The organism is Rahnella sp. GSA61A (assembly GCF_019969905.1).
GTDB lineage: Bacteria > Pseudomonadota > Gammaproteobacteria > Enterobacterales > Enterobacteriaceae > Rahnella > Rahnella aceris.
Window position 1 is genome coordinate 113,478 of record NZ_JAHXYO010000012.1, and the last position, 26,206, is coordinate 139,683.

The 26,206-nt window shown below is 54.2% G+C and carries 25 protein-coding genes; 13 read left to right on the plus strand and 12 right to left on the minus strand.

Annotation, left to right across the window (positions count from 1 at the left end):
* Positions 1-31: 31 nt before the first annotated feature.
* On the minus strand, positions 32-727 hold the full coding sequence (locus LC431_RS16190) for a GntR family transcriptional regulator (protein WP_013575521.1): 696 nt from the start codon (positions 725-727) through the stop codon (positions 32-34).
* A 265-nt stretch (positions 728-992) separates the two neighbouring features.
* On the opposite strand from LC431_RS16190, the gene LC431_RS16195 reads away from it, so the two are divergent.
* Positions 993-1,601, plus strand: coding sequence for a hypothetical protein (locus LC431_RS16195; protein WP_112152262.1), 609 nt, complete (start codon positions 993-995; stop codon positions 1,599-1,601).
* 38 nt (positions 1,602-1,639) lie between these two features.
* Here the strand turns inward: LC431_RS16195 and LC431_RS16200 are convergent, their stop codons facing one another.
* The 8 genes from LC431_RS16200 to guaD all read right to left on the minus strand — a co-directional run bounded on the left by LC431_RS16200 (position 1,640) and on the right by guaD (position 12,434).
* Entirely contained in the window at positions 1,640-3,370 is a 1,731-nt protein-coding gene (locus LC431_RS16200; RefSeq protein ID WP_126124887.1) for an iron ABC transporter permease, read from the minus strand.
* Positions 3,371-3,389: 19 nt separating this feature from the next.
* A complete protein-coding gene (locus LC431_RS16205; RefSeq protein ID WP_223510083.1) occupies positions 3,390-4,388 on the minus strand; it encodes an ABC transporter substrate-binding protein in 999 nt (332 codons plus the stop codon).
* Between the two features lie 24 nt (positions 4,389-4,412).
* A complete protein-coding gene (locus LC431_RS16210) occupies positions 4,413-5,480 on the minus strand; it encodes an ABC transporter ATP-binding protein (RefSeq protein WP_013575525.1) in 1,068 nt (355 codons plus the stop codon).
* A gap of 243 nt (positions 5,481-5,723) precedes the next feature.
* The gene (gene xdhC, locus LC431_RS16215; protein ID WP_223510084.1) at positions 5,724-6,494 is read right to left on the minus strand and encodes a xanthine dehydrogenase accessory protein XdhC; all 771 of its coding nucleotides are present in this window, start codon (positions 6,492-6,494) and stop codon (positions 5,724-5,726) included.
* 11 nt (positions 6,495-6,505) lie between these two features.
* A complete protein-coding gene (gene xdhB / locus LC431_RS16220) occupies positions 6,506-8,905 on the minus strand; it encodes a xanthine dehydrogenase molybdopterin binding subunit (protein WP_223510085.1) in 2,400 nt (799 codons plus the stop codon).
* On the minus strand, positions 8,898-10,301 hold the full coding sequence (gene xdhA / locus LC431_RS16225; protein ID WP_013575528.1) for a xanthine dehydrogenase small subunit: 1,404 nt from the start codon (positions 10,299-10,301) through the stop codon (positions 8,898-8,900). The genes xdhB and xdhA overlap by 8 nt, the downstream gene beginning before the upstream one ends.
* 115 nt (positions 10,302-10,416) lie before the next feature.
* Positions 10,417-11,085: a TetR family transcriptional regulator C-terminal domain-containing protein gene (locus LC431_RS16230; RefSeq protein ID WP_013575529.1), complete on the minus strand. Its 669-nt coding sequence runs from the start codon at positions 11,083-11,085 to the stop codon at positions 10,417-10,419.
* Positions 11,082-12,434 (minus strand): guanine deaminase, encoded by a 1,353-nt coding sequence (guaD, locus tag LC431_RS16235; protein WP_217244101.1) that lies wholly within the window; start codon positions 12,432-12,434, stop codon positions 11,082-11,084. Before guaD ends, LC431_RS16230 begins: the two co-directional genes overlap by 4 nt.
* A 266-nt stretch (positions 12,435-12,700) precedes the next feature.
* On the opposite strand from guaD, the gene LC431_RS16240 reads away from it, so the two are divergent.
* Positions 12,701-13,249 (plus strand): YopT-type cysteine protease domain-containing protein, encoded by a 549-nt coding sequence (locus LC431_RS16240; protein ID WP_157962106.1) that lies wholly within the window; start codon positions 12,701-12,703, stop codon positions 13,247-13,249.
* Here LC431_RS16240 and LC431_RS16245 read toward each other — a convergent pair.
* Positions 13,218-14,390 (minus strand): ROK family transcriptional regulator, encoded by a 1,173-nt coding sequence (locus LC431_RS16245; RefSeq protein WP_173362098.1) that lies wholly within the window; start codon positions 14,388-14,390, stop codon positions 13,218-13,220. The genes LC431_RS16240 and LC431_RS16245 overlap by 32 nt on opposite strands.
* A gap of 313 nt (positions 14,391-14,703) precedes the next feature.
* On the opposite strand from LC431_RS16245, the gene LC431_RS16250 reads away from it, so the two are divergent.
* The 7 genes from LC431_RS16250 to ydfG all read left to right on the plus strand — a co-directional run bounded on the left by LC431_RS16250 (position 14,704) and on the right by ydfG (position 21,785).
* The gene (locus LC431_RS16250) at positions 14,704-15,954 is read left to right on the plus strand and encodes an extracellular solute-binding protein (RefSeq protein ID WP_013575532.1); all 1,251 of its coding nucleotides are present in this window, start codon (positions 14,704-14,706) and stop codon (positions 15,952-15,954) included.
* A 60-nt stretch (positions 15,955-16,014) separates the two neighbouring features.
* On the plus strand, positions 16,015-16,917 hold the full coding sequence (locus tag LC431_RS16255; protein WP_223510086.1) for a carbohydrate ABC transporter permease: 903 nt from the start codon (positions 16,015-16,017) through the stop codon (positions 16,915-16,917).
* Positions 16,914-17,753, plus strand: coding sequence for a carbohydrate ABC transporter permease (locus tag LC431_RS16260; RefSeq protein ID WP_223510087.1), 840 nt, complete (start codon positions 16,914-16,916; stop codon positions 17,751-17,753). Before LC431_RS16255 ends, LC431_RS16260 begins: the two co-directional genes overlap by 4 nt.
* A gap of 26 nt (positions 17,754-17,779) precedes the next feature.
* A complete protein-coding gene (locus tag LC431_RS16265; protein ID WP_223510088.1) occupies positions 17,780-18,733 on the plus strand; it encodes a carbohydrate kinase family protein in 954 nt (317 codons plus the stop codon).
* Positions 18,734-19,828 carry an ABC transporter ATP-binding protein gene (locus LC431_RS16270; RefSeq protein WP_013575536.1) on the plus strand — a complete coding sequence of 365 codons (1,095 nt, stop codon included), beginning with the start codon at positions 18,734-18,736 and terminating at the stop codon, positions 19,826-19,828.
* Positions 19,829-19,853: 25 nt separating this feature from the next.
* The gene (locus LC431_RS16275) at positions 19,854-20,909 is read left to right on the plus strand and encodes an aldo/keto reductase (protein ID WP_013575537.1); all 1,056 of its coding nucleotides are present in this window, start codon (positions 19,854-19,856) and stop codon (positions 20,907-20,909) included.
* Positions 20,910-21,035: 126 nt separating this feature from the next.
* On the plus strand, positions 21,036-21,785 hold the full coding sequence (gene ydfG, locus LC431_RS16280; RefSeq protein WP_112152274.1) for a bifunctional NADP-dependent 3-hydroxy acid dehydrogenase/3-hydroxypropionate dehydrogenase YdfG: 750 nt from the start codon (positions 21,036-21,038) through the stop codon (positions 21,783-21,785).
* Between the two features lie 127 nt (positions 21,786-21,912).
* On the opposite strand, the gene LC431_RS16285 is transcribed toward ydfG, so the two are convergent.
* A complete protein-coding gene (locus LC431_RS16285) occupies positions 21,913-23,208 on the minus strand; it encodes an NCS2 family permease (RefSeq protein WP_013575539.1) in 1,296 nt (431 codons plus the stop codon).
* 312 nt (positions 23,209-23,520) lie between these two features.
* Between LC431_RS16285 and LC431_RS16290 the strand changes: the two genes are divergently transcribed.
* Positions 23,521-24,426 (plus strand): LysR family transcriptional regulator, encoded by a 906-nt coding sequence (locus LC431_RS16290; RefSeq protein ID WP_223510089.1) that lies wholly within the window; start codon positions 23,521-23,523, stop codon positions 24,424-24,426.
* Positions 24,427-24,430: 4 nt separating this feature from the next.
* On the opposite strand, the gene LC431_RS16295 is transcribed toward LC431_RS16290, so the two are convergent.
* The gene (locus LC431_RS16295) at positions 24,431-24,757 is read right to left on the minus strand and encodes a YnfA family protein (protein WP_015689934.1); all 327 of its coding nucleotides are present in this window, start codon (positions 24,755-24,757) and stop codon (positions 24,431-24,433) included.
* Positions 24,758-24,889: 132 nt separating this feature from the next.
* On the opposite strand from LC431_RS16295, the gene LC431_RS16300 reads away from it, so the two are divergent.
* The 3 genes from LC431_RS16300 to LC431_RS16310 all read left to right on the plus strand — a co-directional run bounded on the left by LC431_RS16300 (position 24,890) and on the right by LC431_RS16310 (position 26,190).
* On the plus strand, positions 24,890-25,258 hold the full coding sequence (locus tag LC431_RS16300; RefSeq protein ID WP_037034037.1) for a DUF1283 family protein: 369 nt from the start codon (positions 24,890-24,892) through the stop codon (positions 25,256-25,258).
* Positions 25,259-25,310: 52 nt separating this feature from the next.
* Entirely contained in the window at positions 25,311-25,604 is a 294-nt protein-coding gene (locus LC431_RS16305) for a DUF1161 domain-containing protein (protein WP_037034038.1), read from the plus strand.
* Positions 25,605-25,923: 319 nt separating this feature from the next.
* Positions 25,924-26,190 (plus strand): DUF3811 domain-containing protein, encoded by a 267-nt coding sequence (locus LC431_RS16310; protein WP_013575544.1) that lies wholly within the window; start codon positions 25,924-25,926, stop codon positions 26,188-26,190.
* Positions 26,191-26,206 lie beyond the last annotated feature (16 nt).

The following is a 26,206-nucleotide window of genomic DNA, read 5'->3' on the forward strand; positions in this document are numbered from 1 at the left end:
TCGAAAACCGGCGGGCAGGATTTTTCAGGCTTTATAAATCAGACAACGCCTGACGCAGATTCACCTCTCCGGCGGCCTCGTCATCAAGATCCAACACCCCTTCCAGATCGTCCAGATGTTCCTGCATAATTTCAGCGGCCTGCGTATTATCCCCCGCTTCAAGTGCATCGATAATCGCCTGATGTTCATCACACTGGCACGACGGCACTTCGTTACGCTGGTACAACGACACAATCAGGGAACTGCGCACCATCAGATTCGACAGAATTTCACTCAGAACATCATTGCCCGAAATTTCCCCGAGAATGAGATGAAATTCACTCAGCTCACGCACAATGGCGCGCCGGTCCTCGGATTGCACAGCTTCACGCTCTCCGCGCAGATGGGCACTAATACGGTGACGGTGACGCCGGATCACATCCGGCCCGATACATTCAACGATCGCCCGTTCGATAGCACGACGGGCGATAAACACTTCACGCGCTTCTTTGGCGGTGGGCTGCGCCACCATTGCGCCACGGTTAGGTTCGATGGTCACAATTCTCTGCATCGCCAGACGCTGTAACGCCACCTGAACGTGGTTACGGTTAGCACCCAGCGCGTCAACAAGCTGTGATTCCACCAGCCGGGTGCCCGGACGCAGGCGTTGTTGCGCGATGGCTTTAGACAGAACATCGACAATGCGCTGAACTTCCAGCTGCTTGGCGGTTGTAGTTTGATTACTCATGGATTGCTAAATGGCCTCTCTCTGGCAGTTTCCGTGCAACCTATCACCATCTGCTCGCGTTCGTCATTAGTAAATGACGTGGGGTTTCAAATCATGCGAGAAATCCCAATAAATAGCACATAACATTCATAATAATTATCATTCCCGCACGCATTCACAATATCCCTGTTATCACCTTCCGTATCCTTGCAGCACCTCACGCAACGCAGAAAAATGTTCAGAACACGTGAAGTATGCACGCCAACGTATTGAAATCAGGACAATAATGAAACACACATTTTTTAAACACTTACTCAATTTTATCTTATTAGCCCTGGGAGCCATTTGTACCGCGCTGGTCATCTGGCTGGATGTGGCCATATTTAAAGACGGTATCCAGGAAATTTCCGCCACTGAGTTCCTTCAGGAACTTTCACTGCTGGCCATCAGCGCGTTGTTTTTCTTACAGGCCAAAAAACATCCGGCATTGCGGGGAGGTATGATCCTGATTGGCGGGTTCTTCTTCTGCATGCTTATCCGCGAACTCGATGCCCTGTTTGACCTGATCCACTACGGCTCATGGGTGTATTTCGCCAGCCTGTTCGCGGTCTATTGTATCGCCTGGGCCTGCATCACGCCGAAAACCAGCCTGCGCGGATTGTCAGCTTTTCTGGTTCATCCGGCCTGTCACTATATGGTTTGCGGTCTGGTACTGATCCTGGTGTTCTCACGGGTCTTTGGGATGAATATGATCTGGAAAGTGGTGATGCAAGGCGAATACGTACGGACAGTGAAAAATATTGTCGAAGAAGGCACCGAACTGATGGGTTATCTGTTGTGTCTGGGGTCTGCAGTTGCTTTCTGGCAGCGCAGTGAGCCACTGAAAACCCTGTAAAATCCTGCCTGCTGCGGATTTTTGCAGCAGGCAGAATTTCAGACGCGCCACGGCAATACGCCTTCCGGCAGTCGACGCGCAAACAGCGACGCAAGCAGCATAAAGACCAGCACCACACCAATCATCAGGCACCCCACGGCTGCGGCCAGCGTGGAAGAACCGCCTTCATCAAGAAACACAATCATCGGTCCGAGCGTTTGCGTACCGGATGTGACCAGCAGAATCGACACCTGAATCTCATTCAGTGCGGTCAGGAACACCAGAATCGTGCCCGCCATGGCCGACGGCGCCGCCAGCGGCATCACTATATCGCGCATCCGTTGGAGGAAACTGGCACCGAATATTTGTGCGGCCTCATCCAGCGAACGCTCGATTTGCGCAAAACCGGCCAGCGTCGGACGAAGCACCAGTGCCATAAAACTGGAAAGATAAGCCGCCAGGATAATCCATACCGTGCCGTAAAGGCTGATATGCACCAGTGGCAACGGTTTGAGGAAAAACAGGATCGCCGCAATTCCGGTCACTATCCCCGGCAACGCGTAAGCCAGTTCGGTCGACAGTTGTAAAATACGCACCAGCCGCGTTCGCTGCCAGCTCAGGAAATACGCCAGAAACAACGAGGAAAGTGTCAGGATCAGCGCAGTCATCACGGTAAGCCCGAGGCTGGTCATAAAGGCATGGCGGATTGCCGGATACCCGAACAGCGCATTGGCATAATTGCTCAGCGTCAGACTCTGCAAGGTCAGTGCCTGACCAAAACCCGTGGTCAGGGACGTGGTCATCAGCGCGGAAAGCGGCAATAACAGCGTCAGCGACATCCACAGCCAGGCCGCAATTTCTGCCGGTAAACGCCATCGCCCCAGAGACTGATGCAGCGCGCGCGGCGTCCCCGTGACACGCACATCCTGCCGCCCGCCCAGCCAGCGGCTGAACATCAGTCCGGCAAGCGTAATAGCGGCAATCAGCAGCGAAAGCACCGCCATATCCGTCAGCGCCGACGCCCCCACGCTGTTGAGTTGCTGATACACCAGCGTGATCAGCGTCGGGATACGACCGGGAATGCCGAGCATTGCCTGAATACCAAAATTACCCGCTGCGGTGACAAACGACAGTGCCGCACCGGCAAAAATAGCCGGGCGCACCAGCGGCAAAATCACGGTAAACAATACCCGCCACGGTTGTGCCCCACCGCTGCGCGCGGCCTCCACCAGTTCGGCTGGCAACCTGCGCAACCCGGCCCGCACCATCAGGAAAACCAGCGGCGCATTGTGCAATCCCAGCAGAACAATAATGCCGGTCAGCGAATACAGCGGCGAAGTCGAACCGGCGGGCAGCGTTAACCCCAGCCACTGCAATACCGGACTGGATGGCGAAAGTGCCTGAACCCACGCCAGCGCTGTTACCTGCGGCGGGATCATCAGTGGCAGAATAAAAGTAAATACCCAGGCCTGTTTACCGCGCAAATTAGTCAGCGCGATCAGCAGCGCCGCCACTGTACCCAGCACCATCGCCAGCAAAGTTGAGACGACAGCAATCGTCAGTGTATTCAGCGTGGCGGTCAGGACTTTTCGTGTGCCCAGTAAATGGCTGAGCCGCGAGATGTCCGGCACACCTTCAGGCGCCATTGCCGCCCAAACCAGTCGCATCAGGGGCGCTATCGACAATATCCCGATCAGCAACGTCAGGGCCCAAAGCACGCCCTTCTCACTGCCCGGCCAGAACCGACGCGAGGGGGTGGCGCGGCGCTGAACTTCACTCATCACGCTCATCTGGCTGTCCTTTGGGCTGTCAGCCACCGAAGATTTCAGTGAATTTCGCGCGAACTTCTTTATCATCCGCCACCGCTTTATCTGAATCCAGCGTCAGCAGCTTAATCGAATCCAGCGGTGCAAAGCCTTCAGGTACCGCAATGCCGGATTCAATTGGCCGGTTACCTTGTTTCGCAACCAATTGCTGGCCCTGCGGTGAGAGCATGAAATCAACAAACGCCTTCGCCGCAGGCACGTTATGTGCCCCGGAAAGAATGGCTACCGGCTCAGTCACAAATGAAGCCCCCTCTTTCGGATACACCAGATCAATCGGCGAGCCCTGCTTTTTAGCGCGGATAATATCGGCATCGGTAATCACGCCATACTTCGCCATGCCACTCGCTACCGCTTTCAGCGCCGGGCCGTTGCCACCTTCCGGGGTAATGCCGTTCTGCGCCAGTTTCTGATAAAACGCCCAGCCGATGTCCGGCGTATTAATGGCCGTATGCAGGTGATACAACGCCGCCCCGGAATACAGCGGGCTTGGCACGGCCACCTGACCTTTGTTTTGCGGTTCGGTCAGCGCCATCCAGCTATCAACCGGTGTGGCGTTTTTAGTGTTGTAGGCAATGACCGTGGCGATAATTTTGGTGCCAAACCAGGTTTTATCTTTGTCGTAAAAATCCGGGCTGATATTTCCCACCGGCGCATCGGTATAGGCCATCAGTTTGCCGTCTTTTTTCAACGCGCCCAGATTGATGGAATCCGCAACCAACAGCACATCAGCTTTTACGTCCCCGGCCATCATTTCAGTTTGCAAAACATTCATCAGTTGCGTCGTGCCGTTGCGCGTCCACTCCACCTGCACATCCGGATAAGCCACCTTGAAGGCGTCAATCGTTTGCTGGGCAATTTCCGGTGCCTGAGAGGTATAAACCACCAGCTTTCCGGAGGCGGCTTCGGCAGCATTTGCCTCTCCCTGCGTGGCGCAAATCAGCAATGCGCTCAAGGATAACGTGATGGTTTTTAAAATATGCATAGCCCTGTCCTTAGAATGAGAAAATTATTGGGGAAGGATCCAGCCGTCGGCAATGACGAAAGTGACAATGTCACTCACGTAACTATCGGGCGAAAGAGAGGAATGAAGGGAAAGCTTCAGCGCAGGCGTGTTTACCGGCGCGACGTCAATCTGGTGATAGCCGCCGCGGTAAATCACCCGGGTGATCCGCGCAGCGATGCCCGGTTCGCCGTGCTGAGCAAAACGTAAATCCGCAGCATGGACACACACCTGCGCCTCACTCACCGTTGTCTGATGTGCCGGAGCCCGTAACCGGATACGCATACCGAAAACATCGGCCCAGGCCGTGCCGTTTTCGGCGGGTTGAATATTTTTTGCCGGGATAACGCGACCCTCGTCGATAAAGGTCGCGACCATGGCGTTGGCTGGTTCACGGTACAGCGTTTGCGGCGTAGCAAACTGCATCACCTGGCCCTCGTTCATCACCACGACACGGTCAGCCATCGCCATCGCTTCCTGCTGATCGTGGGTGATATACAAAAGCGTTGCGCCGGTGTGCTGATGAAAACGCCGGAACTCTTCTTCCATCGCCGCACGTAAATGCACATCAAGATTTGCCAGCGGCTCATCCAGCAGCACCACGCCGGGGCGTGTGACCAGGCAACGTGCCAGTGCCACACGTTGTCGCTGACCGCCGGACAAATCGGAAGGACGGCGTATGGCGTAATCGCTCAGCCCCACCAGCGCCAGCGCATCCTGCGTTCGCGTGCGTCGTTCATGGCGATCCATCCCCGCCACTTTCAGGCTGTACGCTACGTTTTCTTCCACCGACATATGCGGCCACAGCGCGTAGTTCTGAAACACAATGCCCAGATCGCGCTTTTCCGCTGGAACATGGACGTCGGTGGATGAAAACAGTCGTTCACCGACGATGATTGTGCCGCTGTTTACCGGCTCGAATCCCGCGATGGTCCGCAGCAACGTGGTTTTGCCACAACCTGAGGGACCGAGCACGGCAACAAACTCACCGTGATGAATATGCAGTGAGACGTCATTGAGCACCGGCTGAGTGGTAAAGGATTTACTCAGGTGGGAAATCTGTATGGCAGACATGCGTCGGATGTTTCCTCAAAGCGGCACTGGCCCGTTCAATGAGGAAACAAATTACTGCGGTTTTGTGACTGTTTTATGAACCGGTGGAGAAGGTTTGGTTCGACACGACATGGCAGGAGAAGACATAAATGCGATATAGCTTCCTGATTAAAATGAATCACTTCCTTTTAATTAAAACACATTATAAATCAATGCAATATCTGAAGAGTTCTGAATAGAAAAAAGATTATCTATAAGAAACAATCATTTTCCATACGCGGCGATAAATTCTCCGGCAATCGCCACGGCAATTTCTGCCGGGAGTTTGCCGCGCACATCGGGCAGCCCCACCGGGCAACGCATTCTCGCCAGTTGCTCAGACGAAATCCCTTTGCCCGATAAACGGTAATCAAAGCGTTTACGCTTGGTATCCGAGCCAATCAGGCCAAAGTAGCGGAAATCGTCGCGCTTCAGGATGCGCTCACTCAGAGCGAAATCCAGCTGGTGATCGTGCGTCAGCACCATGAAATAACTGTCAGCGGGCATCTGCGCCACCGTGCTTTCGGGTTCCTCATCCACAAGGCAGGTGACTTGCGGGTCCACCTGTGCCGGAAACTCACTGGCACGGGCATCTACCCAGGTAATGCGACAGGGTAAGGTGCTGAGAATGTTCACCAGTGCCCGCCCGACATGACCTGCGCCGTAAACCACAACGTGCGGTTGCGGTTGCCCCAGCGGTTCAAGCAACACCGACGCCATGCCTCCGCAACATTGTCCGAGCCGCGCCCCTAATGAAAAGCGTTCGAAGCGGCTGGTTTTCGCACCCTGCTGCAACATCTCGCGGGCAATGGCTGTAACCTGAAACTCAAGATTGCCGCCGCCCAGCGTATAAAATTGCTGGTCAGCGGTGATCACCATTTTGCTGCCTGCATCACGCGGCGTGGAGCCCTGATTCTCCACCAGCGTCGCCACCACGCACGGTTCTCCGCGACGTTGCAGGTCATGTAAACGCGTTACCCAGTCATCAGTACGCATGAGAACCCCCGTCAGCCGGCAATTTTTGCGGTAGCCATAGCGGAATGAGTGACAACGTCACCCTGAAAATGCATCTGATTTATGGCGTTAAGCACTCTTTCCGGCGTGGCAGGTGCATCAAGGTGCGGATGTACACGATAACCGGCCAGGCTGGCAACGGCATCTTTGATGGCACACCAGACGGATATCCCGAGCATAAACGGCGGTTCACCCACGGCTTTGGAATGGAAAACGGTATCTTCCGGATTCTTACGGTTCTCCACCAGTTTCACGCGCAGATCCTGCGGAATATCGCCAATTGCCGGAATTTTATACGCCGCCGGACCACTGGTCATTAAGCGCCCTTTGTCATTCCACACCAGCTCCTCCGTGGTCAGCCAGCCCATGCCCTGCACGAATCCGCCTTCCACCTGACCGATATCAATCGCCGGATTCAGTGAGTCGCCGACGTCATGCAGAATGTCTGCCCGCAACAGCCTGTATTCACCGGTCAGCGTATCGACCAATACTTCCGCGCAAGCCGCGCCGTAGGAGAAATAATAAAACGGATGCCCGGCGGCTTTACTGCGGTCATAGAAAATCTTCGGTGTTTTGTAATAGCCGGTGCTGGACAGCGGCACCTGATTCAGCCAGCACTGGGTCGCCACCTGTTCAAAACTGAAATACTGATTTTTAACGCGCACCTGACCGTTGCTGAAGGTGATGTCAGTTTCCTGTGCATCATGAACACGCATCAGCATCTCAACCATGCGCCCTTTGATGATTTCTGCCGCGTTTTGCGCCGCTTTACCGTTCAGGTCAGCGCCGGATGACGCTGCCGTCGGCGAGGTATTGGGCACTTTGCCGGTATCAGTCGCGGTGATCTGAATCCGGCTGATATCCACCTGAAACACCTCAGCCACCACCTGCGCGACCTTGGTATTCAGCCCCTGTCCCATCTCTGTGCCACCGTGATTGAGCTGAATACTGCCGTCGGTATAGACCAGCACCAGCGCGCCTGCCTGATTGAGGAAACTGGCGGTGAAGGAGATACCAAATTTTACCGGCGTCAGCGCCAGCCCCTTTTTCAGATAAGGGTTGCTGCGGTTAAATTTCGTGACAGCGTCACGTCTTGCGGTGTATTCCGCGCTATCCTCCAGTTGCTGCGTCATCTCCTGCAACAGGTTTTGCCCGACGGGCTGGTGATAATGCGTAACGTTGCGGGCTTCCTGACCGTAGTAATTATTTTTGCGTACCGTCAGCGGATCCAGACCCAGTTCGCGGGCAATATGATCAACAATGTGCTCAATCGCCACAATGCCCTGCGGGCCGCCAAATCCGCGGTAAGCGGTGTTCGACGCAAGATGAGTTTTACAGCGATAACCGGTGATCAGCGCATCGCCGAGGTAATAGGCGTTATCGGAATGGAACATGGCGCGATCGACGATAGAACCGGAGAGATCCAGCGAATAACCGCAGTTGGCCGCCAGTTTAATGTCGATACCGTGAATGACGCCGTCATCGGTAAACCCTACGTCATAGCTGACATGAAACGGATGGCGCTTGCCGGTGATCAGCATGTCATCCTGACGCGACAGCCGCATTTTTGCCGGACGTCCGGTCAGATGCGCCGCCAGCGCGGCAAGGCAGGCTGCACCAGCGGCCTGCGTCTCTTTGCCGCCAAAACCACCGCCCATGCGTCGCATATCAACCACGACTTTGTGCATCGGCAAATCCAGCACCGAGGCCACCAGTTTCTGCACTTCTGTCGGATGCTGTGTCGAGCTGTACACCAGCATCGCGCCGTCTTCGCCGGGCATCACTGAGGCAATCTGCGTCTCGAGATAAAAATGCTCCTGGCCGCCAATTTCCAGTTCGCCCTGTAAACGGTGCGGCGCACAGGCCAGCGCCATCTCAGCGTCACCGCGTTTATGCTGATGCGGTTCTTCGACGTAATGTTCCAGCGCCAGCGCCTGTTTTACCGTCAGCACCGCGTCACGCGGCTGATACTCCACTTTCGCCAGCGCCACCGCCGCCCGGGCGGCATCCATTGAGGTTGCCGCCACCACCAGCACAATCTGGCCGACATACTGCACTGTGCCCTGCGCCATCAGCGGATCACCATGGGTCAGCGGCGCAATGTCCAGATTGCCGGGCACATCCTGTGCAGTCATCACCCGCACCACACCCGGTACGGCGTAACAAGGTTCGGTATCAATATGCAAAATGTCAGCATGCGCATGAGGGCTGAGCAGCGGCACCAGATGCAGCTGACGGGGGAATTCCAGCCGGTCATCGATATACACCGCTTCACCGCTGACGTGTTTCTCCGCGCTTTCATGTTTCTGGCTTTTGCCCACGCCGCTCTGCAACCCTGTGCGGAACAACGCTTCCATCTCAGCCTGAGAAAGTGATGGTTTCGATTCAGACATAATGTGTTACCCGCATCAGTGTTTCAGGAGAAGTCATTTCGATATGGCAGCGGCGCAGCAGATTTTTCGCCACCTGCATGCGGTATTCCCGGCTGGCACGAAAATCACTGATTGGCGTGAAATCCAGTTCCAGCGCCTGACAGGCCCGCTCGACAGTTGCCGTCTGCCACGGCTGACCAAGTAATTGCGCCTCACAGCCGCTGGCCCGTTTCGCCACTTCCGCCATGCCGCCAAACGCCACGCGTGCATGCACCACCACGCCATTTAGCACTTCAATATGCAACGCCGCGCAGACCGCAGAAATATCGTCCTCCAGCCGTTTCGACACTTTATAAACCCGTAACTGGCGTGCCGCCGGGGTATTGCGGGGAATGCGGATTTGTTCAATAAATTCGCCCGGCTGCAACGCAGTTTTGCGATAACCGAGGAAGAACTGATCCAGCGGTAACTCCCGTTGTTCAGCGCCACGCCGCAGCAGCAGCGAAGCGCCGAGCGCCAGCAACACCGGCCCGCCGTCACCGATTGGCGAAGCGTTGGCGATATTGCCGCCGAAGGTCCCCTGGTTGCGAATTTGTTGTGATGCAAACCGTTCGAGCAGTTCGCCAAACGCCGGGAACTCTTCATGTAAAAACGGCATACAGGCGCTGAGCGGCGCGGCGGCGCCAATATGAATAGCCTGACCGGTCAGCGTAATTGCCTTGAGTTCGGGAATATGACTCAGCGAAATCAGCTTCGGCAGGCGCTGATAACGTTGTGTGACTTCCAGCGCCAGATCGGTACCGCCTGCCACCAGACGGGAATCCGGACAGGCAAGATAACGTCCGGCCAGTTCATCAATAGTCACCGGCTGTTCAGTCGCGGATATCGCGGCGAGTTTTTCCAGCGTTTGCCGGGCATCAGCATCAAACTGATCGGCCTGCGGGGCTTCACAAATGGCTTTCGCCGCATCCATGATTGGCCGGTAACCCGTGCAACGGCAAAGATTGCCGGAAAGGGTTTCCTGCACGCCTTCAACCGTAAAAACAGGTTTATTTTTTTCCATCGCAAACAGTGACATCACAAAACCCGGCGTGCAGAAACCGCATTGCGAAGCGTGATTATCCACCATAGCCTGCTGTACATGATGGAGCTCGCCGCGATGTTTCAGATCTTCAACCGTAATAAGCTGTTTGCCATGCACCGCAGGCATAAACGTCAGGCAGGCGTTGACCGTGCGGTATTGCAGTTGCTCACCCTGCTTTTCTGCCAGCACCACCGTACAGGCGCCGCAGTCACCGGAGGCACAGCCTTCTTTGGTACCACAGCGCCCTGCATCGCGGCGCAGATATTGTAATACCGTCGTGTCAGCGGGCAGATTTTCCGTGTGGATCCTGCCGTTCATCAGAAATTGGATCATGATCATATCCTTCAAAAATCACTGGTTTGCTCCCTCCCCTGCGAAGGGGAGGGTTGGGGTGGGGTTTTAAAGCAAAATCAAAAAGTTGATGTATGCTTTGACTGGGAGTTTGCCCTTAATACCCCCTCCCGGCCTCCCCCTTCGCAGGGGGAGGAGCAAAGGCTTTACAGCCATTCAGAATCAGTGTCGTAACCTCACCAATAATGTGTTCACGCGCCTGTTCATCGCCTTCGAAATTGCCGTACATATGCTTCACCTGCACCGCAAAATCGGCGTAATACTGCGTCACCGCCCAGATATGCATGATGAACAGGCGGGCATCCAGCGCACGGATTTTCCCCTGCTCAATCCACTGATGGATCAGGTTCTCTTTGCCGGTGATATTCTGCGTGGCCAGCGGCCAGTATTTATGCAGATAGTGACCGCCGCCTAGCACCTCACTGGTGAAAATGCGCGACAGTTGCGGCTGATCGAACGAGAAATTCAGCTTATTGCGGATATAACGGCTGAGCACCGCCTCGGGTTCGCTGAGGGACGGGTCGAACTGAATGATATCGCCCCAGACTTTCAGCACTTTCTGCAAGAGCTCTTCGTACAACTCTTCTTTGCCCGCGATGTAGTAATGCAACTGGGCTTTTTTGATCCCGGCGCGCTGAGCGATGGCCTGAGTGGTTGCCCCCTGAAAACCTTTTTCACTGAATTCTGCAATGGCCGCCGCGTGGATATTTTCCAGGGTGCGTTCACGCGCAAGGCGGACTTTGCCGCCGGTATCACTGTTCATCATGCTGAGAGTTCCTCCCGCTGAGCATCCCGTACATACGCCGGTTCGCCGTCAACGTAGGTGCAATACACATTACGGTCATCACCCAGCGTCATCAGCACAAACAGCTTTTCAGCCAGCGTTTTACTGTTGGTGGCACGTAATTTTTGCAGCGCACTGACACCCGGTTCGAGCACCACAAAATCCGCCTCTTTACCGGTATTAAAGTTGCCGATTTTATCGTCGAGGTGCAGCGCCCGTGCGCCGCCGAGTGTGGCGTGATAGAAGGCTTCGAATGCAGATAAACGGTAACGCTGCAGTTGTCCGACTTTGTAGGCTTCTGACAGCGTTTCCAGCATGTTGAAGGTGGTGCCCGCACCGACGTCCGTGCCCATGCCGACGCGAATTTGTTTCTGCCAGGATTTCTGCAAATTAAACAGACCGCTGCCCAGAAACAGATTAGACGTCGGGCAAAAAGCGATAGTCGAATCGGTGTCGTGCAGGCAATCCCATTCACTGTCATCCAGATGCAGACAGTGTGCAAACACGCAACGTTCGCCGGTCAGTCCGTACTGATGATAAACGTCGAGATAATGCTGATGTTCAGGGTGCATTTCTTTCACCCAGGAGAGTTCGGCGACGTTTTCGCTCAGATGGGTATGCATGTACACGTCGGGGAATTCCTGCTTAAGCAACCGCACTTTTTGCAGCAGTTCAGGCGAAGATGTCGGCGCAAAACGCGGCGTCAGCGCATAGCTCAGACGCTGGCGGTTATGCCAGCGCGCAATCAGCCCGCGCGTGTCGCGTTCACTTTCTTCAGGGGTTTCCAGCAGGGCGTCGGGGGCGTTTTTGTCCATCATCACTTTGCCCGCCACCAGCCGCATATTGATGTCGGAGGCTTCTTTAAACAGGGCATCGACGGACTGCGGATGAACGGTGCCAAACACCAGCGCCGTGGTGGTCCCGTTAAGCAGCAACTGACTGATGAAGAATTTCGACATGCGCCTGGCGTAATCCGCGCAGTGATATTGTTGTTCGGTCGGGAAGGTATAGCGCGTCAGCCATTCGAGCAACTGCTCGCCGTACGCGCCGATCATTTCGGTCTGCGGATAGTGAATATGCGTATCGACAAATCCCGGGACGATCAGCTTGTCGCGATAATCATCAATTTCCAGAACAGCGGTTTTACGTACCAGCGCCAGCTTGCCCTCACCTTCCTGCCAGCTTCCCAGCCAGATGATTGTGCCGCCGCTGAGCAACATCAGGCCGTCTTCGATATAACGCACCTGCGCTTCTAAATCTTCCGGCCGTAATACCGGCTCGCGGATATCGAAGAAATTTCCGCGGACGGCGCGGGTGATGATCTGACTCATGGCATTGTCCTTCTCTGCAACATTCTCGTTCACGATTGATAACAGAACATTTGCAAAGCTTATGCCAAATCTGACCAACCGGTCAGATCAAAGAGTCAGACCGGTTGGTTCGAAATTTCAATACCGGATCGAAAATAATTCATTTAGCTATGCCAGACATCTTCTGATGCGTGCGTGTGATAACATTTAGCCCCATCAGAAATCATTAATTAATCTCTATCTTTATGACTACAAAACACATGACATGTAATTTTCATCTTGACCAGATGGCATTTTTAAAAACACAAACCAGGGATATATCAGTTTCAGGTTATGGCGTATGTGCCGGGATGGTAAGTTCATGGATCCAGCATGAACTTTCTGAGAAACCTCAATCTTTTTTATTCTATAAAAACACTTATAACTTTATTTCCCGCCAACGCGCATTAACGTGTAAGTACCTGATATCTGGAAAAATAAACCTGGCTTTCAACAGCGACTTATTTTACCCGATAAGACAAGTTGATTTAAAAACAAATGATTTTCAGTCATTTGCAAGATCCACCATCAGGGGTGTTTTCAGTATCGTTGTTTATTCAAAAAATGGTTACTCACACTGCATTGGCATGAGCATACATAAAGGGACTTATAAAATATTTGACCCCAATCTGGGTGAGTTTGAGATAACAAAAAGCAGAAGTTTTTCTTCTTTTATTTGTCAGGACTGGATATCAAAAAAATATCCCCCTTCACGCACACCCTATTTGCAGATAACACAATATAAATCAAAGCACTTAAACATCACTACTTCAACAGCACTTCATATTGCGGATTGAATTCATCAAATATTGGCAACGCGGCAGCACCGAGCGCGGGTGTGTCGCTGCCGGACATCCCGAGGCGAATGCGTGCACTCTGCGCGTACCGGCTGCGCACCGAATTATACAGGGGCGTCAGGCGCTTAATCAGCTTTTCCACCAATGGTTTAGGCATGGTGCCGCCGATAATCACGCTCTGCGCATCGAACACGCATTCCATAATATTGATGGCCTGGAGTGCCGGTTCGACGGCAGTATCAAGCCATTTATCGAACACTTTTTCATCGACTTTCAGCAGATCTTCGGGCATGGCCGACATCGGATCCAGTCCGCAGGCTTCATACGCCGCCTGCAAAGAAACATAACGTTCGAGGCAGCCTTTGTTGCCGCAATAACATTCTCGCCCGCCCGGTTGCACCACAATGTGGCCGACTTCGCCCGCATTGTGTGCATGACCGGTGTAAATCCGTCCGTCGGTGAAGATGCCGGCACCCAGCCCGGTGCCGATATACAGATACACAAACGACGATAATTGCTTGGCCACACCGTGAAAACGCTCACCGATTGCGGCTACCGTCGCATCGTTTTCCAGCGTCACCGGCCAGCCGGTCGCGGCGCTTAAACGCGCTTCAATATCAATATTATCCCAGCCGTGCAACGTGGTCGGCCCTTGTGAGGAAATGCCTTCTACGCCAAACGGCCCCGGCATCACCACACCCACGCCTAATATTTTTCGCCAGTCAATTTTCACCTGTTGGCGCATTTCTTGCAGAACCTGATCGATAAGAGCCAGCGTGGGCTCTGGCTGCGGTTTCTGTACATGGATCAGTTTGCGAAAGCGAACAGTTCCGGTCAGATCCACCAGCACAGTCAGCAGCGACTGATGATCAAGATGGATGCCTATTGAATAGGCGCTGTCAGGATTGAGTGTCAGTGGCGTTGCTGGCTGACCACGCCCTCCCGCACGGCGCGGCAGGTGGGAAGACAGGATACCCGCCTGCTCGAGTTCGGTGGCAATGTTGGAGACCGTTTGGGGGGTGAGCGACGTCAGCCGGGCGATTTCAGCGCGGGTCAGTTCACCGTTAAGGCGAATGGCTTCGATCACCACCCGACGATTGTGAGCACGGGCGTGCTCAAGATTGGTACCAGACGTTGTTATCACATCCCTCTCCACGGTGAAGACCTTGCGGGCAGTATGTGGCCAGTGATTACAGCAATCAAATTGATTTTATAAATTACAGAAGATGAATATGACGGTGGCATCACAGCTTTGAATGTTATTGCCATGTTAATAATAATCGCCAGTCATTATTCACTTTCCATCTTTTTTGAGATTCACATTAAGACCCGGTAGCAAAGTAATCATCCGGCAGGGACGCAGGGACTGGCAGAACTATGCCTTCCCATTTTTTTTAGCCAATTAAAGCAATCAAATTGATTTAATAAACCTAACCCTGTTTCGGAGAATGACGATGAGCCTACGATTTACCCCTGCGGCCACCCTGTGCGCCCTCTCTGCCCTCACCCTGGGATATTCCGCCAGCGCGCTGGCCGATACGACGCTCAGTGCCTTATTTATGACTCAGGCGGCGTACAGCGAAGCGGATATCCGCGCAATGACCGCCGAGTTCACCAAACAGCATCCGGATATCAAAGTGAACCTGGAGTTTGTGCCATATGAAGCCCTGCACGACAAAATCGTCGCCGCACGCGGTGCCGGTGACAAAGGTTATGACGTGGTGCTGTTCGATGCGATCTGGCCTGCTGAATTTAACAAATACGGCCTGTTGCAGGATGTCACGGCGCGTATTCCGGCTGAAGAAAGCAACAAGATTTTTGACGGCGCGATTTCTACCGTGACCTACAAAGATAAACGCTGGGGGATGCCGTGGATCCTCGACACCAAATATCTGTATTACAACAAAGCCATGCTGGCCAAAGCCGGGATCACTACCCCGCCCGCCACCTGGGCTGATGTTGAAAAGCAATCTGAGATCCTGAAAGAAAAAGGCATCGTGAAATATCCGCTGGTCTGGAGCTGGTCACAATCCGAAGCGCTGTTGTGCGACTACACCACGCTGGTGTCGGCGTTCAAAGGGGATTTCTACAAAGACGGCAAACTGAATTTCACCAATTCCGGCGCGATGAAAGCCATCAGCTACATGAAAGAGACGCTGGATAAAGGGCTGACTAACCCGAATTCGCGTGAATATCTGGAAGAAGATGTGCGTAAGTCGTTCTCCAACGGTGATGCGGCTTTCGCACTGAACTGGACCTACATGTACAACATGGCGAACGACCCGAAACAGAGCAAAGTCGCGGGTGACGTGGGGGTCATTCCGGCACCGGGTGAAACCGCAGGCGGCGCATCCGGCGTTAACGGGTCGATGGGATTGGGCATCGCCAAAGCCAGCGCACATCCGGACCAGGCATGGGAATACATCAGCTACATGACGTCGCAGCCAGTGCAGAACAAATACGCCAAACTGAGTCTGCCAATCTGGAAATCGTCTTATGAAGATCCGGCGGTGCAGAAAGATCAGGAGCAGTTGATCGCGGCGGCGAAAACCTCGCTGAATGTGATGTTGTCGCGCCCGGTTACAGCAGATTACTCCCGTCTGTCGAACATATTGCAGCAAAACATTCAGGCGGTATTGCAGGGTAAAACCCCGGCTCAGGATGGTATGGAAGCCGCAACCAAAGCCGCTGATCGTTTACGTTAAGTTTTAAAGCCAACACTATAATAGCCCGCCCGGTTCCGGCCGGACGGGCTGGGAAAAGATATGCTGACATTACCCCAACGCGAGAAACGTCAGGCCTGGTTGCTGCTTGCGCCCATGCTTCTGATGATGTTCTTACTGACCGCCTGGCCGCTCGCCCGCACGTTGTGGCTCAGCTTTACGGATGCCGGGTTAATCGGCGACGGTTCTGCGCCCAACTGGGTGGGGAGCGAGAATTTCATCTATGCGCTGACGGATCCGGATTTTCGCGCCGCACTCTGGCGGACGCTCTATTTCACTGTCGTCTCAGTGGTTATTGAAGGCATCATCGGCGTGCTGGTCGCGCTGTTGCTGAACCAGCCGTTTTGGGGACGCAGCGCTCTGCGCGTGCTGGTGATTCTGCCATGGGCATTGCCGACTATCGTCAACGCCACCCTGTGGCGGCTGAACTTTAATCCCGATTACGGCAGCATTAACGCCCTGCTTTCTCAGCTCGGGCTGATTGACGCCTACCGTAGCTGGCTCGGCGATCCGTCTTCGGCGATCAATGCCGTGATGTTCGCGGATATCTGGAAAAACTATCCGCTGATCACCCTGCTGGTGCTGGCGGCGCTGCAAACCATTCCGGAAGATTTATTCGAAGCCGCACGACTCGACGGCGCATCGGCTTTCCGCCGTTTTCGTAAAATCACCTTACCGGCGATTGCCGCACCGCTGGCCGTCGCGCTTGTCCTGCGCACCATCGACGCCTTCAAAATCTTCGACATCATTTATGTCATGACCCGTGGCGGGCCGCTCGACAGCACCAAAACCGTCAGTTTCTTTGTCTATCAGGAATCGTTCAGTTATCTGCGCGCTGGCAGCGGTGCTGCGTACGCGATACTCATGACGCTGATCTGCGCGCTGCTGATCATGATTTATATGTTGATGTTACTGCGTCAGCGCCGTTCAGGGAGCAGCGAATGAAACAAAAAATCCGGCTCGTTTTACGTTACTTTGCGGCGCTGATGGTGGCCATTTCGATTCTTGCCCCGCTGCTGTGGATGTTCCTGATGAGCGTCAGCTCGGCGGAAGATCTGACCCGCATTCCGCTGGAATGGCTGCCGCGCCACTGGGATTTCAACCGTTATACCCGCCTGCTGACCTTACAGGCCGGAACGCCCGGTGCGCTGTTCCTGCATGCGCTCGGCAACAGTGTGCTGGTCGCCTGTGGTGCCACACTGGTGTCGTTGTTACTGGCAATACCGGCGGCCTATAGCTTCTCGCGCTATCCCGGTCGCGACGGCTGGCTGTTTGGCAGCCTGGCGATTTACATGGTTCCGCCGGTGGCGTTTGTGCTGCCTTTGTATTTCATCCTGCAACAGCTCGCGCTGCTCAATACCCATCTCGGGCTGATTCTGGTGTATTGCTCGATGATCCTGCCGTTCCTCACCTGGATGCTGAAAAACCAATTTGACGCGCTGCCGGTGGATATCGAACAGGCATCGCGTCTCGACGGGCTGCGTTACTGGCAAGTATTGCTGCGCATCACCCTGCCGCTGGCAAAACCGGCGCTGGGTGCATCGGCGATGTTTGGCTGGTTGCTGGCCTGGGATGAATTTTTCTACGCCCTGCTGTTTACCAACAATATCGACGCCCAGACGCTGCCGGTCACCATCGCCGGATTCACCGCCGGGCGCGCCACTGACGACGGTCTGATTGCCGCTGTCGGGATCCTTGCGGCCATTCCGCCGCTCTTTATTGCGCTCTGGCTGCAAAAAACCATGGTCAGCGGGTTGACCGCCGGCGGCAGCAAGGGCTGAAAATGAACATCAGGGAAACCTCATCAATGACAACAAAACCTCTGACCCGCGCCACGCTGTATGTGACGGGCAATATCAACGTGGATTTGATCATGAGCACGTTGCACGAATGGCCGAAAAAAGGCACGGAAGCGATGCTCGAAAGCAGTTCACTGCGCCCCGGCGGGTCGGCGGGAAACTGCGCGCTGGCACTCTCTGCGCTCGGTTCCCCTTTTCGTCTGGTGGCAAATCAGGGCAATGACCAGTTCAGCGGCTGGCTGGCAGGTATGTTCCCGGAAAGCGCCTCACGCTGGCCGACCTGCGATTGCGAAACCTCGCTGACCTTTGGCGTGACACATCCTGATCACGAAAGAACATTTTTCAGCAATCAGGGACATATAGTTCGTTTATCCATGCAGGACGTTCTGGGGCAAATCCCTGAAACGGCACAGGCCGGAGACTGGGTATTGCTGTGCGGCACCTGGCTGTGTACCGCGCTTTACACTGACTATCCGCAACTGCTGGCAGTGCTGAAACAGCGTGGTTATCAGGTGGCTGTCGACAGTGGCTGGCCGCCGGGAGACTGGAGCGATGCGTTACGTGAACAGGCGGCAAAATGGCTGCCATTCTGCGATGCGCTGCTGCTCAATGAAGTCGAAACACTCGGGCTGGCCGACGCTACCACACTGGACGTCGCCGCGCTGACGTTGCTGCAGCAGATGGCGGATAACGCCTTTTGCGTGGCGAAATGCGGGCCGGAGGGTGCGCGTCTGTGGGCCAAAAATCTGACGCTGCATCAGCACGCCGAACCGGTCGGGGTGGTCGATACCATCGGTGCCGGAGACAGTTTTAATGCCGGGTTTTTATCCGCGCTGATTTATGGCCTGCCGCCTGCCACGGCGCTGCAATGGGGAGTTCGCGTTGCCGGTTGTGCCATCAGCAGTTCCCCGCGCCGTTACCCTGACTGGCAATCACTTTTTGGCCTTGTGGAGAAAATCTAAATGGCTCTGGTAGAACTGGTAAAAGTCGCCAAACATTATGGCAAAGTGCAGGTGCTGAAACCGCTGGATCTGACCATCCCTGACGGCAGTTTCACCGTGCTGGTCGGCCCCTCGGGCTGTGGAAAATCCACCTTACTTCGCCTGCTGGCCGGGCTGGAATCCCTGTCTGACGGCGATATTCTGCTCGATAAACAGCAGATCAATAATTTTGACCCCGCCGATCGTGATATTGCGATGGTATTCCAGAGTTACGCACTGTATCCGCATCTTACCGTGGCCGAAAACATGGCATTCCACATGCAGGTGAAGAAGGTGCCGAAAGCCGAACAACAGGCCAAAGTGCTACAGGCCGCAAAAGTGCTGGGTATCGATCACTTACTGAAACGCCTGCCGAAAGATTTGTCCGGCGGTCAGCGCCAGCGTGTGGCGATGGGTCGTGCGCTGGTGCGTAATCCGAAAGTGTTTCTGTTCGATGAGCCCCTTTCCAACCTCGATGCCCAGTTACGTATGGAACTGCGCGCAGAAATCAAATCGCTGCATCAGCAGTTCCGCACCACCACGGTATATGTGACCCATGATCAAATCGAAGCCATGACGCTGGCCGATAATATCGTGGTGATGAAAGACGGTTTTATCGTACAACAGGGCGATCCGTTGTCGATTTACGATAAGCCGGTAAATACCTTTGTGGCGCGTTTTATCGGTTCACCGCCCATGAATCTGCTCAGCGGTGTCTTCCGCAATATTGACGGTCAGCCAGGTGTGAACTGTAATCAGTTGTGGTTCGCACTGCCGGAGAAGTGGGCGTTGCAGGCACGGCACGCTGAGGGAGAACCCGTCACGCTCGGCCTGCGTCCGCACGATTTAAAACCGGCAGAGCACAGTACCCAACCTGCCGCCACATTACGGTTGCTGGAAGTGACCGGAGAAAGCAGCCTGTTGCACATCGACTGGTGCGGTTTCCCGCTGCACGTTCAGTTCGCCGGACGCGCCCGTATCAGCGCCAGTCAGCCGCTGTATCTCGATGCCAACCGCGAGGCGATCCATCTGTTTGATGCCCAGACCGGTGAACGGCTGGCAGAGGATCTGCGGTAAAAATGACTCTCAATGGAGATAAACTATGGAATACCGTCTGTTAGGCCGGTCTGGCCTGAAAGTTTCAGTTCTCAGCCTGGGTACCATGACGTTTGGTGGTCAGGGGAAATTTGCCAAAACCGGGCAAACTGACGTTGAGGCCGCACAACGTCAGACAGGATTATGTCTTGATGCCGGGATTAATCTGTTCGATACCGCCGATGTCTATTCAGGCGGTGAATCGGAAGTGATCCTCGGTAAAGCACTGGGCAACAAACGTCACGACGTGCTGGTGGCCAGTAAAGCCCGCTTTCCAATGGGTGAAGGCCCGAATGACCGTGGTTCGTCCCGTCATCATATTCTGCGCGCTTGTGAAGCCAGCCTGAAACGTCTGAACACGGATTATCTGGATTTATATCAGTTGCATGAATGGGACGGCCTGACGCCACTGGAAGAAACGCTGCGGGCGCTCGACGATCTGGTCAGCAGTGGCAAAGTGCGTTACGTCGGTATCTCTAACTTCTCCGCCTGGCACGTGATGAAAACGCTGGGCGTGGCCGACGCTAACCACTACATCCGCCCGGTCAGTCAGCAAATCCATTACACCCTGCAGGCGCGTGAAGCTGAATATGAGTTGCTGCCTGCCGCGCAGGATCAGGGGCTGGGCGTGCTGGTCTGGAGCCCGCTGGCAGGCGGCCTGCTTTCCGGTAAATATCGCCGCAATCAGGCGGCACCGGAAGGCACCCGTCATCTGGCCGACTGGGGCGAACCGCCGGTGCGTGATGAAAGTGCGCTGTACGACGTGGTCGATGTGCTGGTGGACATCGCCGAAGCCCGTGGCGTTTCTGCGGCGCAGATTGCGCTGGCCTGGCTGATTGCCCGTCCGCAGGTGACCTCGGTGATTGTCGGGGCGCGCAACGACACGCAGTTGCAGGATAACCTGCTCGCCGCTGATTTAACCCTCAATAACGAAGAAATTGAACGACTTAATCAGGTCAGCCAGTTACCTTTGTTGTATCCTTACTGGCATCAGGCGCAGACCGCACCGGATCGCTTGTCTGTAGCGGATTTATCGCTGATCGCGCCCTATCTGAAAAAGTAACTGCAACAAAATGATACGCACTGAGACCGGTTGACTATGCCGGTCTCGTTATTTTTGTGTTAATACTTAAAGAGTTTCTTTAGTGGGCCTCGTGCACACCTTGCTTAAAAACAGAGGAATACCGGGATGATTATTTTTGTTACCGGCGCAACTGCCGGATTTGGTGCTGAAATCGCACGTAAATTTGTTAAAGAAGGCCATAAAGTGATTGCTACCGGTCGCCGTAAAGAGCGTCTGGATGACCTGAAAGCCGAACTGGGAGACGCGCTGTACGCTGTTGAACTGGACGTGACTAACCGGGCTTCTATTGAAGAAGCTATCGCCAGCCTGCCTGCTGACTGGCGTAACATTGATGTTCTGGTTAACAACGCCGGTCTGGCACTCGGTCTGGAAAAAGCGGATAAAGCCTCGCTGGAAGACTGGGACAAAATGATCGACACCAACACCAAAGGGCTGGTGTACATGACCCGCGCCGTGTTGCCGGGCATGGTTGAACGCAACACCGGGCATGTGATCAACATCGGTTCCACCGCAGGCAACTGGCCATACGCAGGCGGCAACGTGTATGGCGCGACCAAAGCGTTTGTGCGTCAGTTCAGTCTGAACCTGCGCACCGACCTGCATGGCACCCACGTTCGCGTCACCAATATCGAGCCGGGCCTGTGCGGTGGTACTGAATTCTCCAGCGTGCGCTTTAAAGGCGACGACGAGAAAGTCAGTAAAACCTACGATAACACTAATCCGCTCACCGCAGCCGATGTGGCCGAATCCGTATTCTGGGTATCCACCCTGCCGGCACACGTCAACATCAATAGCATCGAAATGATGCCGGTCAGCCAGTCTCTCGCCGGTTTGCAGGTACATCGCGAAGGGTAATATTGCACCCTGACTGACACGAAAAGCAGCTCCGGCTGCTTTTTTATTATCTGCCTTTTATCAGTGCGCACAAAAAAGGCGCGGCAACCTGCCCGCGCCTTTCCGACATCCGGCAACCGAAAACGTATTACGCGCTCAGCCAGCCCAGTTTAATCACAAACAGAATCGACAAGACGATAAGCGCAGAATTCAGCTCACGCCAGCGACCGGTCAGCAGTTTTGCCAGCGTCCAGGTGATGAAACCAAATGCGATACCATTGGCGATGGAATACGTGAACGGCATGGTCAGCGCAGTCACGGTAACAGGCGCTGCCACGGTAATGTCTTTCCAGTCGATTTCAGCCAGGCCAGACGTCATCAGAACCGCGATGAACAACAGAGCCGGAGCCGTGGCGAAGGCCGGAACGCTGCCTGCCAGCGGAGCGAAGAACAGGCTCAGCAGGAACAGAATAGCCACCACAATCGCCGTCAGACCGGTACGCCCGCCAGCGCTCACGCCTGCTGCGGATTCGATGTAGCTGGTGGTGGTTGAGGTGCCGAGCAGTGAGCCGAACAACGCCGCCGCACTGTCAGCGACCAGCGCACGGCCCATTTTCGGGATATTGCCGTCTTCATCCGCCAGCCCTGCGCGTTTGGTCACGCCAATCAGGGTGCCGGAGTTGTCGAACACATCCACGAACAGGAACGCGAACACCACGCTAATCAGCGAAACGTTAAACGCGCCTTTGATGTCCAGTTGCATGAAGGTTGGCGCAATGGAAGGTGGCATCGACATTACGCCGCCAAACGGCGAATAACCCAGCGCAATCGCCAGAACGGTCACGGCCAGCACACCGATCAGCACCGCGCCGGTGATTTTACGCGCTTCCAGCACCACAATCAGAATGAAACCGAGCATCGCAAACAGCGGACCCGGCTTGGTCAGATCGCCCAGACCGACCAGCGTCGCCGGGTTAGCGATCACGATACCGGCATTTTCCAGCGCAATCAGCGCCAGGAATAAACCGATACCCGCCGCAATGGCCGAACGCAATGGCAGCGGAATACTGCGGATAATCCATTCGCGGATTTTAAAAATCGATAACGCGAAGAAAATACAGGCTGAAAGGAAAACGGCCCCCAGCGCGATCTGCCAGGTGTAACCCATATGCAGCACCACGGTGTAGGTGAAGAAGGCGTTTAAACCCATGCCCGGTGCCAGTGCAATCGGGTAGTTGGCGATAAAGCCCATCAGTGCTGAACCGATTGCGGCAGCAAGACAAGTAGCCACGAAAACCGAACCTTTATCCATCCCCGTCGCGCCCAAAATAGACGGGTTAACAAACAGAATGTAGGCCATTGCTAAAAATGTAGTGAGTCCAGCCACAATCTCAGTCCGCACGTTAGTACGGTGAGCTTTTAACTTAAATAGTTTTTCTAACATGAGAAGGAATCTCTTGGTCGCGTGATCACTTTCAGTCTGGTGATCAAAAATGCACGCTTGTTATTAGTGTTGTTTTTCAAAACACACGCGCGCGCACCAGCAGAACGAACGCCACAATTCGTCCCACCATTATCCCGTGGAATACGGCACGCGAGCTTAAACGTGTTTTGACGAACCCTGTCATTGCCCGTTTTGCCTGTAAAACAACCTGAGGTGATTGTTTTACAAAGGGGCATCGCACAATCTAGGAAAAATGAGTGATGCAGTCCATAATAGTTATCTCACTTATTCACTGCATAAATTAGTACACCCATGTCGCCATTCTCCCGTTTTTCGCAATATTTTACCGAAGTCGCCCGAACAGGAAGTTTGCGCAAAGCGGCAGAAGTGCTGCACGTCTCGGCTTCAGCCATAAACCGGCAGATCCTGCAGGCTGAACAAACGCTGGAAACCCCGCTGTTTGAACGCTTGCCGACAGGCCTGAAACTGACCTCAGCAGGCGAAATTTTATTCGATGACATTCGCCGCTGGCGGAAAGAATTTTCCCGCACCCGCGAACGTTTCGATGAAATTCAGGGACTGCGACGCGGGCATGTCACCATCTCTATGATTGCCGCTCTCAGCGAAGGCATGGTGGCGGAACTGATTGCCGACTTGGGCGCAGAACACCCTTACCTGACGTTTGACATCCGCATCGAAGACAGCCGGAACATCAGCGAACAGGTCAGTTCAGCGGAAGTGGATTTTGGATTGTTGCTCGATCCCGTCGAACATACCGGGCTGGAAGTACGCGCTTTTGCGGAGTTGCCCATCGGAATTGCGATGCCGGTGGGTCATAAACTGTCGCAGAAGGAATCGTTGTCGTTCAGCGACATCGCCTCCTACCGGCAGATCATTCCCTCCGAACCGCTGATGGTCAATGCCCGCGCCAGACTGCTGTATAACCGCTATCAGTTACTGGAAACGCCGTCGATCGTCTGTAATGACGTGCGCATGATGCGCGAACTTATCCGCAAAGGGGCCGGTGTCGGCGTGCTGAGTTTGTTAGATGTATTGCCAGATTTACAGGAAAAGCGACTGGCGTTTGTGCCGCTTCAGGGCCGCAGCGCCAAACCGCTGACGCTGGCGTTGTGCGTTGCCCCGCGCCGCCAGTTATCCCGCGCGGCGCAAATTGTGATTCAGAAAGTGATTGTGCTGATGGAAAGATTATCGCAATAGCCGTTCACGCCGTTTTCCAGCCAGAAATGATGATCAGCATCCCCGCCAGTGCCACACATGCGCCCAGCCAGTCGGTGGCGCTGAGCTTCACGCCATCGACAAACCGCAGCCACAGCATGGCGGTCATGACATAGACCCCGCCGTAAGCCGCATACACCCTGCCGCTTGCCGCCGGATGCAATGTCAGCAACCAGACAAACGCCGCCAGGCTGAGCGCCCCGGGTAATAAAAGCAGCACATTTGCCCCTTTGCGCAGCCAGAGATAAGGTAAAAAGCAGCCAATGATTTCTGCCAGTGCGGTCGCAAAGAACAGTAAAGACGTTTTGAGCATAATTGGGCCAGGTTTACAGTCCGAAGTTCAATAAGATATCAACCAGTTTACCGGCAGAGGGTGACGTCATTCGGCCGGATGTTATAATGCAATTATTCGCCTGAGCGATGTGTAAATTAAAAGGATGAGCTGATGAATACAACGTTTAAATCCCGACTGACCCGCAGCATTCTGCCTGTGGCTTTGCTGGCTATAACCGCCAGCTGGCAGGCGCCTGCACTCGCGGCCACCAATTGTGCGGGCGGAACCTGTGTCTTTGGCGGTACCGGCAATGATGCCATGACCAACGAAGAAGCACGTCAGAGCAAAGAGCAATGGAATGAAACCCAACGCCTGCGCGCCATGAAAAACCAGCGTAACGAGAAAGACTTCTCCAAATACGACAATTCGATTGATCTGCGCGACAAGTGTCAGGCCAGCCAAAACATCAATGCGTACTGGGAACCGAACACTGAGCGCTGCCTTGACCGTCGTAATGGCCGTCAGTTACTGGCTCCGTAAATCCTATCTGCTAGACTCATAAGTACACTGGTTTTCATAAAAGGAATGAATGATGAAAAAGACACTTTTAGCGGGTCTTGCTGTCGTTATGTTCGCACCGCTGATGGCACAGGCTTCCTGTGAAAGCGTAAAAGCTGACATTACCCAGAAAATCGTGGCAAACGGCTTGCCTGAATCAGGGTTTAAACTCGATATCGTGCCAAATGATCAGGCCGATCAGACTGGCGGGCAGGTCGTGGGCCACTGCGGCAATGACAGTCAGAAGATTGTGTATACCAAAACCGCCGATGCGGGTGACAGTTCAGCGGCAAGTCCTAAGACCGGGACCAGCCAGGATTCACAGTAATATTCGCGGTGATGTCGGAGCGGATATCACCGGCGGTTTATCACTTGCAGTGAAAGCCCGATGACCTGATCGGGAACCTTTCGGTTTCTTAATAACAGTTATCATACGATCTTCGCACCGAAACCACCGGGAGAGAAAAGTGCTTTTTCCCTCCCGGATATCCCTTCACGTTTTCAACACACGCTGCCGCTCCGTTCAGCAAGCTTTCTGAAACAACTGCCTTTTAAAAAAACAAAACAAGTAAGGTGATGAGTTGCAGCGACTCCTGCCACCATTTCGACTACAATGGTAGCCACTTTCCTCACAGGATGCGGTAAAAATGAAAAGACTGACCCAACAAGATATGACGGAAAGCGAACAGCGTGAGTTAAAAACACTGCTGGACAGAGCCCGTAAAGCACAGGGCCGTGAGCTGACGAATTCGGAAAATAACCGGATTAAAGATGACTACATCGATACGTTGATGGCAGAAAAAGAAAAAGTCGCTGCGAAAGCGCGGGCCGAAAAGCGCCGTAATAAAGCCGTTCCAAGCACTTCTGCAACATACGACTGGACAGCCCGCACTCATCCGCGTGGTCGTCGTTAAACGTTAACTGAACCTC

What these genes read in the sequence shown, in the direction of transcription:
- xdhA (WP_013575528.1), bottom strand. Translation starts at nt 10,301, where the DNA reads ATGATCCAATTTCTGATGAACGGCAGGATCCACACGGAAAATCTGCCC.
- LC431_RS16265 (WP_223510088.1), top strand. Translation starts at nt 17,780, where the DNA reads ATGACAACAAAACCTCTGACCCGCGCCACGCTGTATGTGACGGGCAAT.
- xdhC (WP_223510084.1), bottom strand. Translation starts at nt 6,494, where the DNA reads ATGCGTACTGATGACTGGGTAACGCGTTTACATGACCTGCAACGTCGC.
- LC431_RS16250 (WP_013575532.1), top strand. Translation starts at nt 14,704, where the DNA reads ATGAGCCTACGATTTACCCCTGCGGCCACCCTGTGCGCCCTCTCTGCC.
- LC431_RS16290 (WP_223510089.1), top strand. Translation starts at nt 23,521, where the DNA reads ATGTCGCCATTCTCCCGTTTTTCGCAATATTTTACCGAAGTCGCCCGA.
- guaD (WP_217244101.1), bottom strand. Translation starts at nt 12,434, where the DNA reads ATGAGTCAGATCATCACCCGCGCCGTCCGCGGAAATTTCTTCGATATC.
- LC431_RS16210 (WP_013575525.1), bottom strand. Translation starts at nt 5,480, where the DNA reads ATGTCTGCCATACAGATTTCCCACCTGAGTAAATCCTTTACCACTCAG.
- LC431_RS16230 (WP_013575529.1), bottom strand. Translation starts at nt 11,085, where the DNA reads ATGATGAACAGTGATACCGGCGGCAAAGTCCGCCTTGCGCGTGAACGC.
- LC431_RS16240 (WP_157962106.1), top strand. Translation starts at nt 12,701, where the DNA reads ATGGCATTTTTAAAAACACAAACCAGGGATATATCAGTTTCAGGTTAT.
- LC431_RS16195 (WP_112152262.1), top strand. Translation starts at nt 993, where the DNA reads ATGAAACACACATTTTTTAAACACTTACTCAATTTTATCTTATTAGCC.
- LC431_RS16310 (WP_013575544.1), top strand. Translation starts at nt 25,924, where the DNA reads ATGAAAAGACTGACCCAACAAGATATGACGGAAAGCGAACAGCGTGAG.
- LC431_RS16255 (WP_223510086.1), top strand. Translation starts at nt 16,015, where the DNA reads ATGCTGACATTACCCCAACGCGAGAAACGTCAGGCCTGGTTGCTGCTT.
- LC431_RS16205 (WP_223510083.1), bottom strand. Translation starts at nt 4,388, where the DNA reads ATGCATATTTTAAAAACCATCACGTTATCCTTGAGCGCATTGCTGATT.
- LC431_RS16300 (WP_037034037.1), top strand. Translation starts at nt 24,890, where the DNA reads ATGAATACAACGTTTAAATCCCGACTGACCCGCAGCATTCTGCCTGTG.
- LC431_RS16305 (WP_037034038.1), top strand. Translation starts at nt 25,311, where the DNA reads ATGAAAAAGACACTTTTAGCGGGTCTTGCTGTCGTTATGTTCGCACCG.
- LC431_RS16200 (WP_126124887.1), bottom strand. Translation starts at nt 3,370, where the DNA reads ATGAGCGTGATGAGTGAAGTTCAGCGCCGCGCCACCCCCTCGCGTCGG.
- xdhB (WP_223510085.1), bottom strand. Translation starts at nt 8,905, where the DNA reads ATGTCTGAATCGAAACCATCACTTTCTCAGGCTGAGATGGAAGCGTTG.
- LC431_RS16285 (WP_013575539.1), bottom strand. Translation starts at nt 23,208, where the DNA reads ATGTTAGAAAAACTATTTAAGTTAAAAGCTCACCGTACTAACGTGCGG.
- ydfG (WP_112152274.1), top strand. Translation starts at nt 21,036, where the DNA reads ATGATTATTTTTGTTACCGGCGCAACTGCCGGATTTGGTGCTGAAATC.
- LC431_RS16295 (WP_015689934.1), bottom strand. Translation starts at nt 24,757, where the DNA reads ATGCTCAAAACGTCTTTACTGTTCTTTGCGACCGCACTGGCAGAAATC.
- LC431_RS16260 (WP_223510087.1), top strand. Translation starts at nt 16,914, where the DNA reads ATGAAACAAAAAATCCGGCTCGTTTTACGTTACTTTGCGGCGCTGATG.
- LC431_RS16275 (WP_013575537.1), top strand. Translation starts at nt 19,854, where the DNA reads ATGGAATACCGTCTGTTAGGCCGGTCTGGCCTGAAAGTTTCAGTTCTC.
- LC431_RS16270 (WP_013575536.1), top strand. Translation starts at nt 18,734, where the DNA reads ATGGCTCTGGTAGAACTGGTAAAAGTCGCCAAACATTATGGCAAAGTG.
- LC431_RS16190 (WP_013575521.1), bottom strand. Translation starts at nt 727, where the DNA reads ATGAGTAATCAAACTACAACCGCCAAGCAGCTGGAAGTTCAGCGCATT.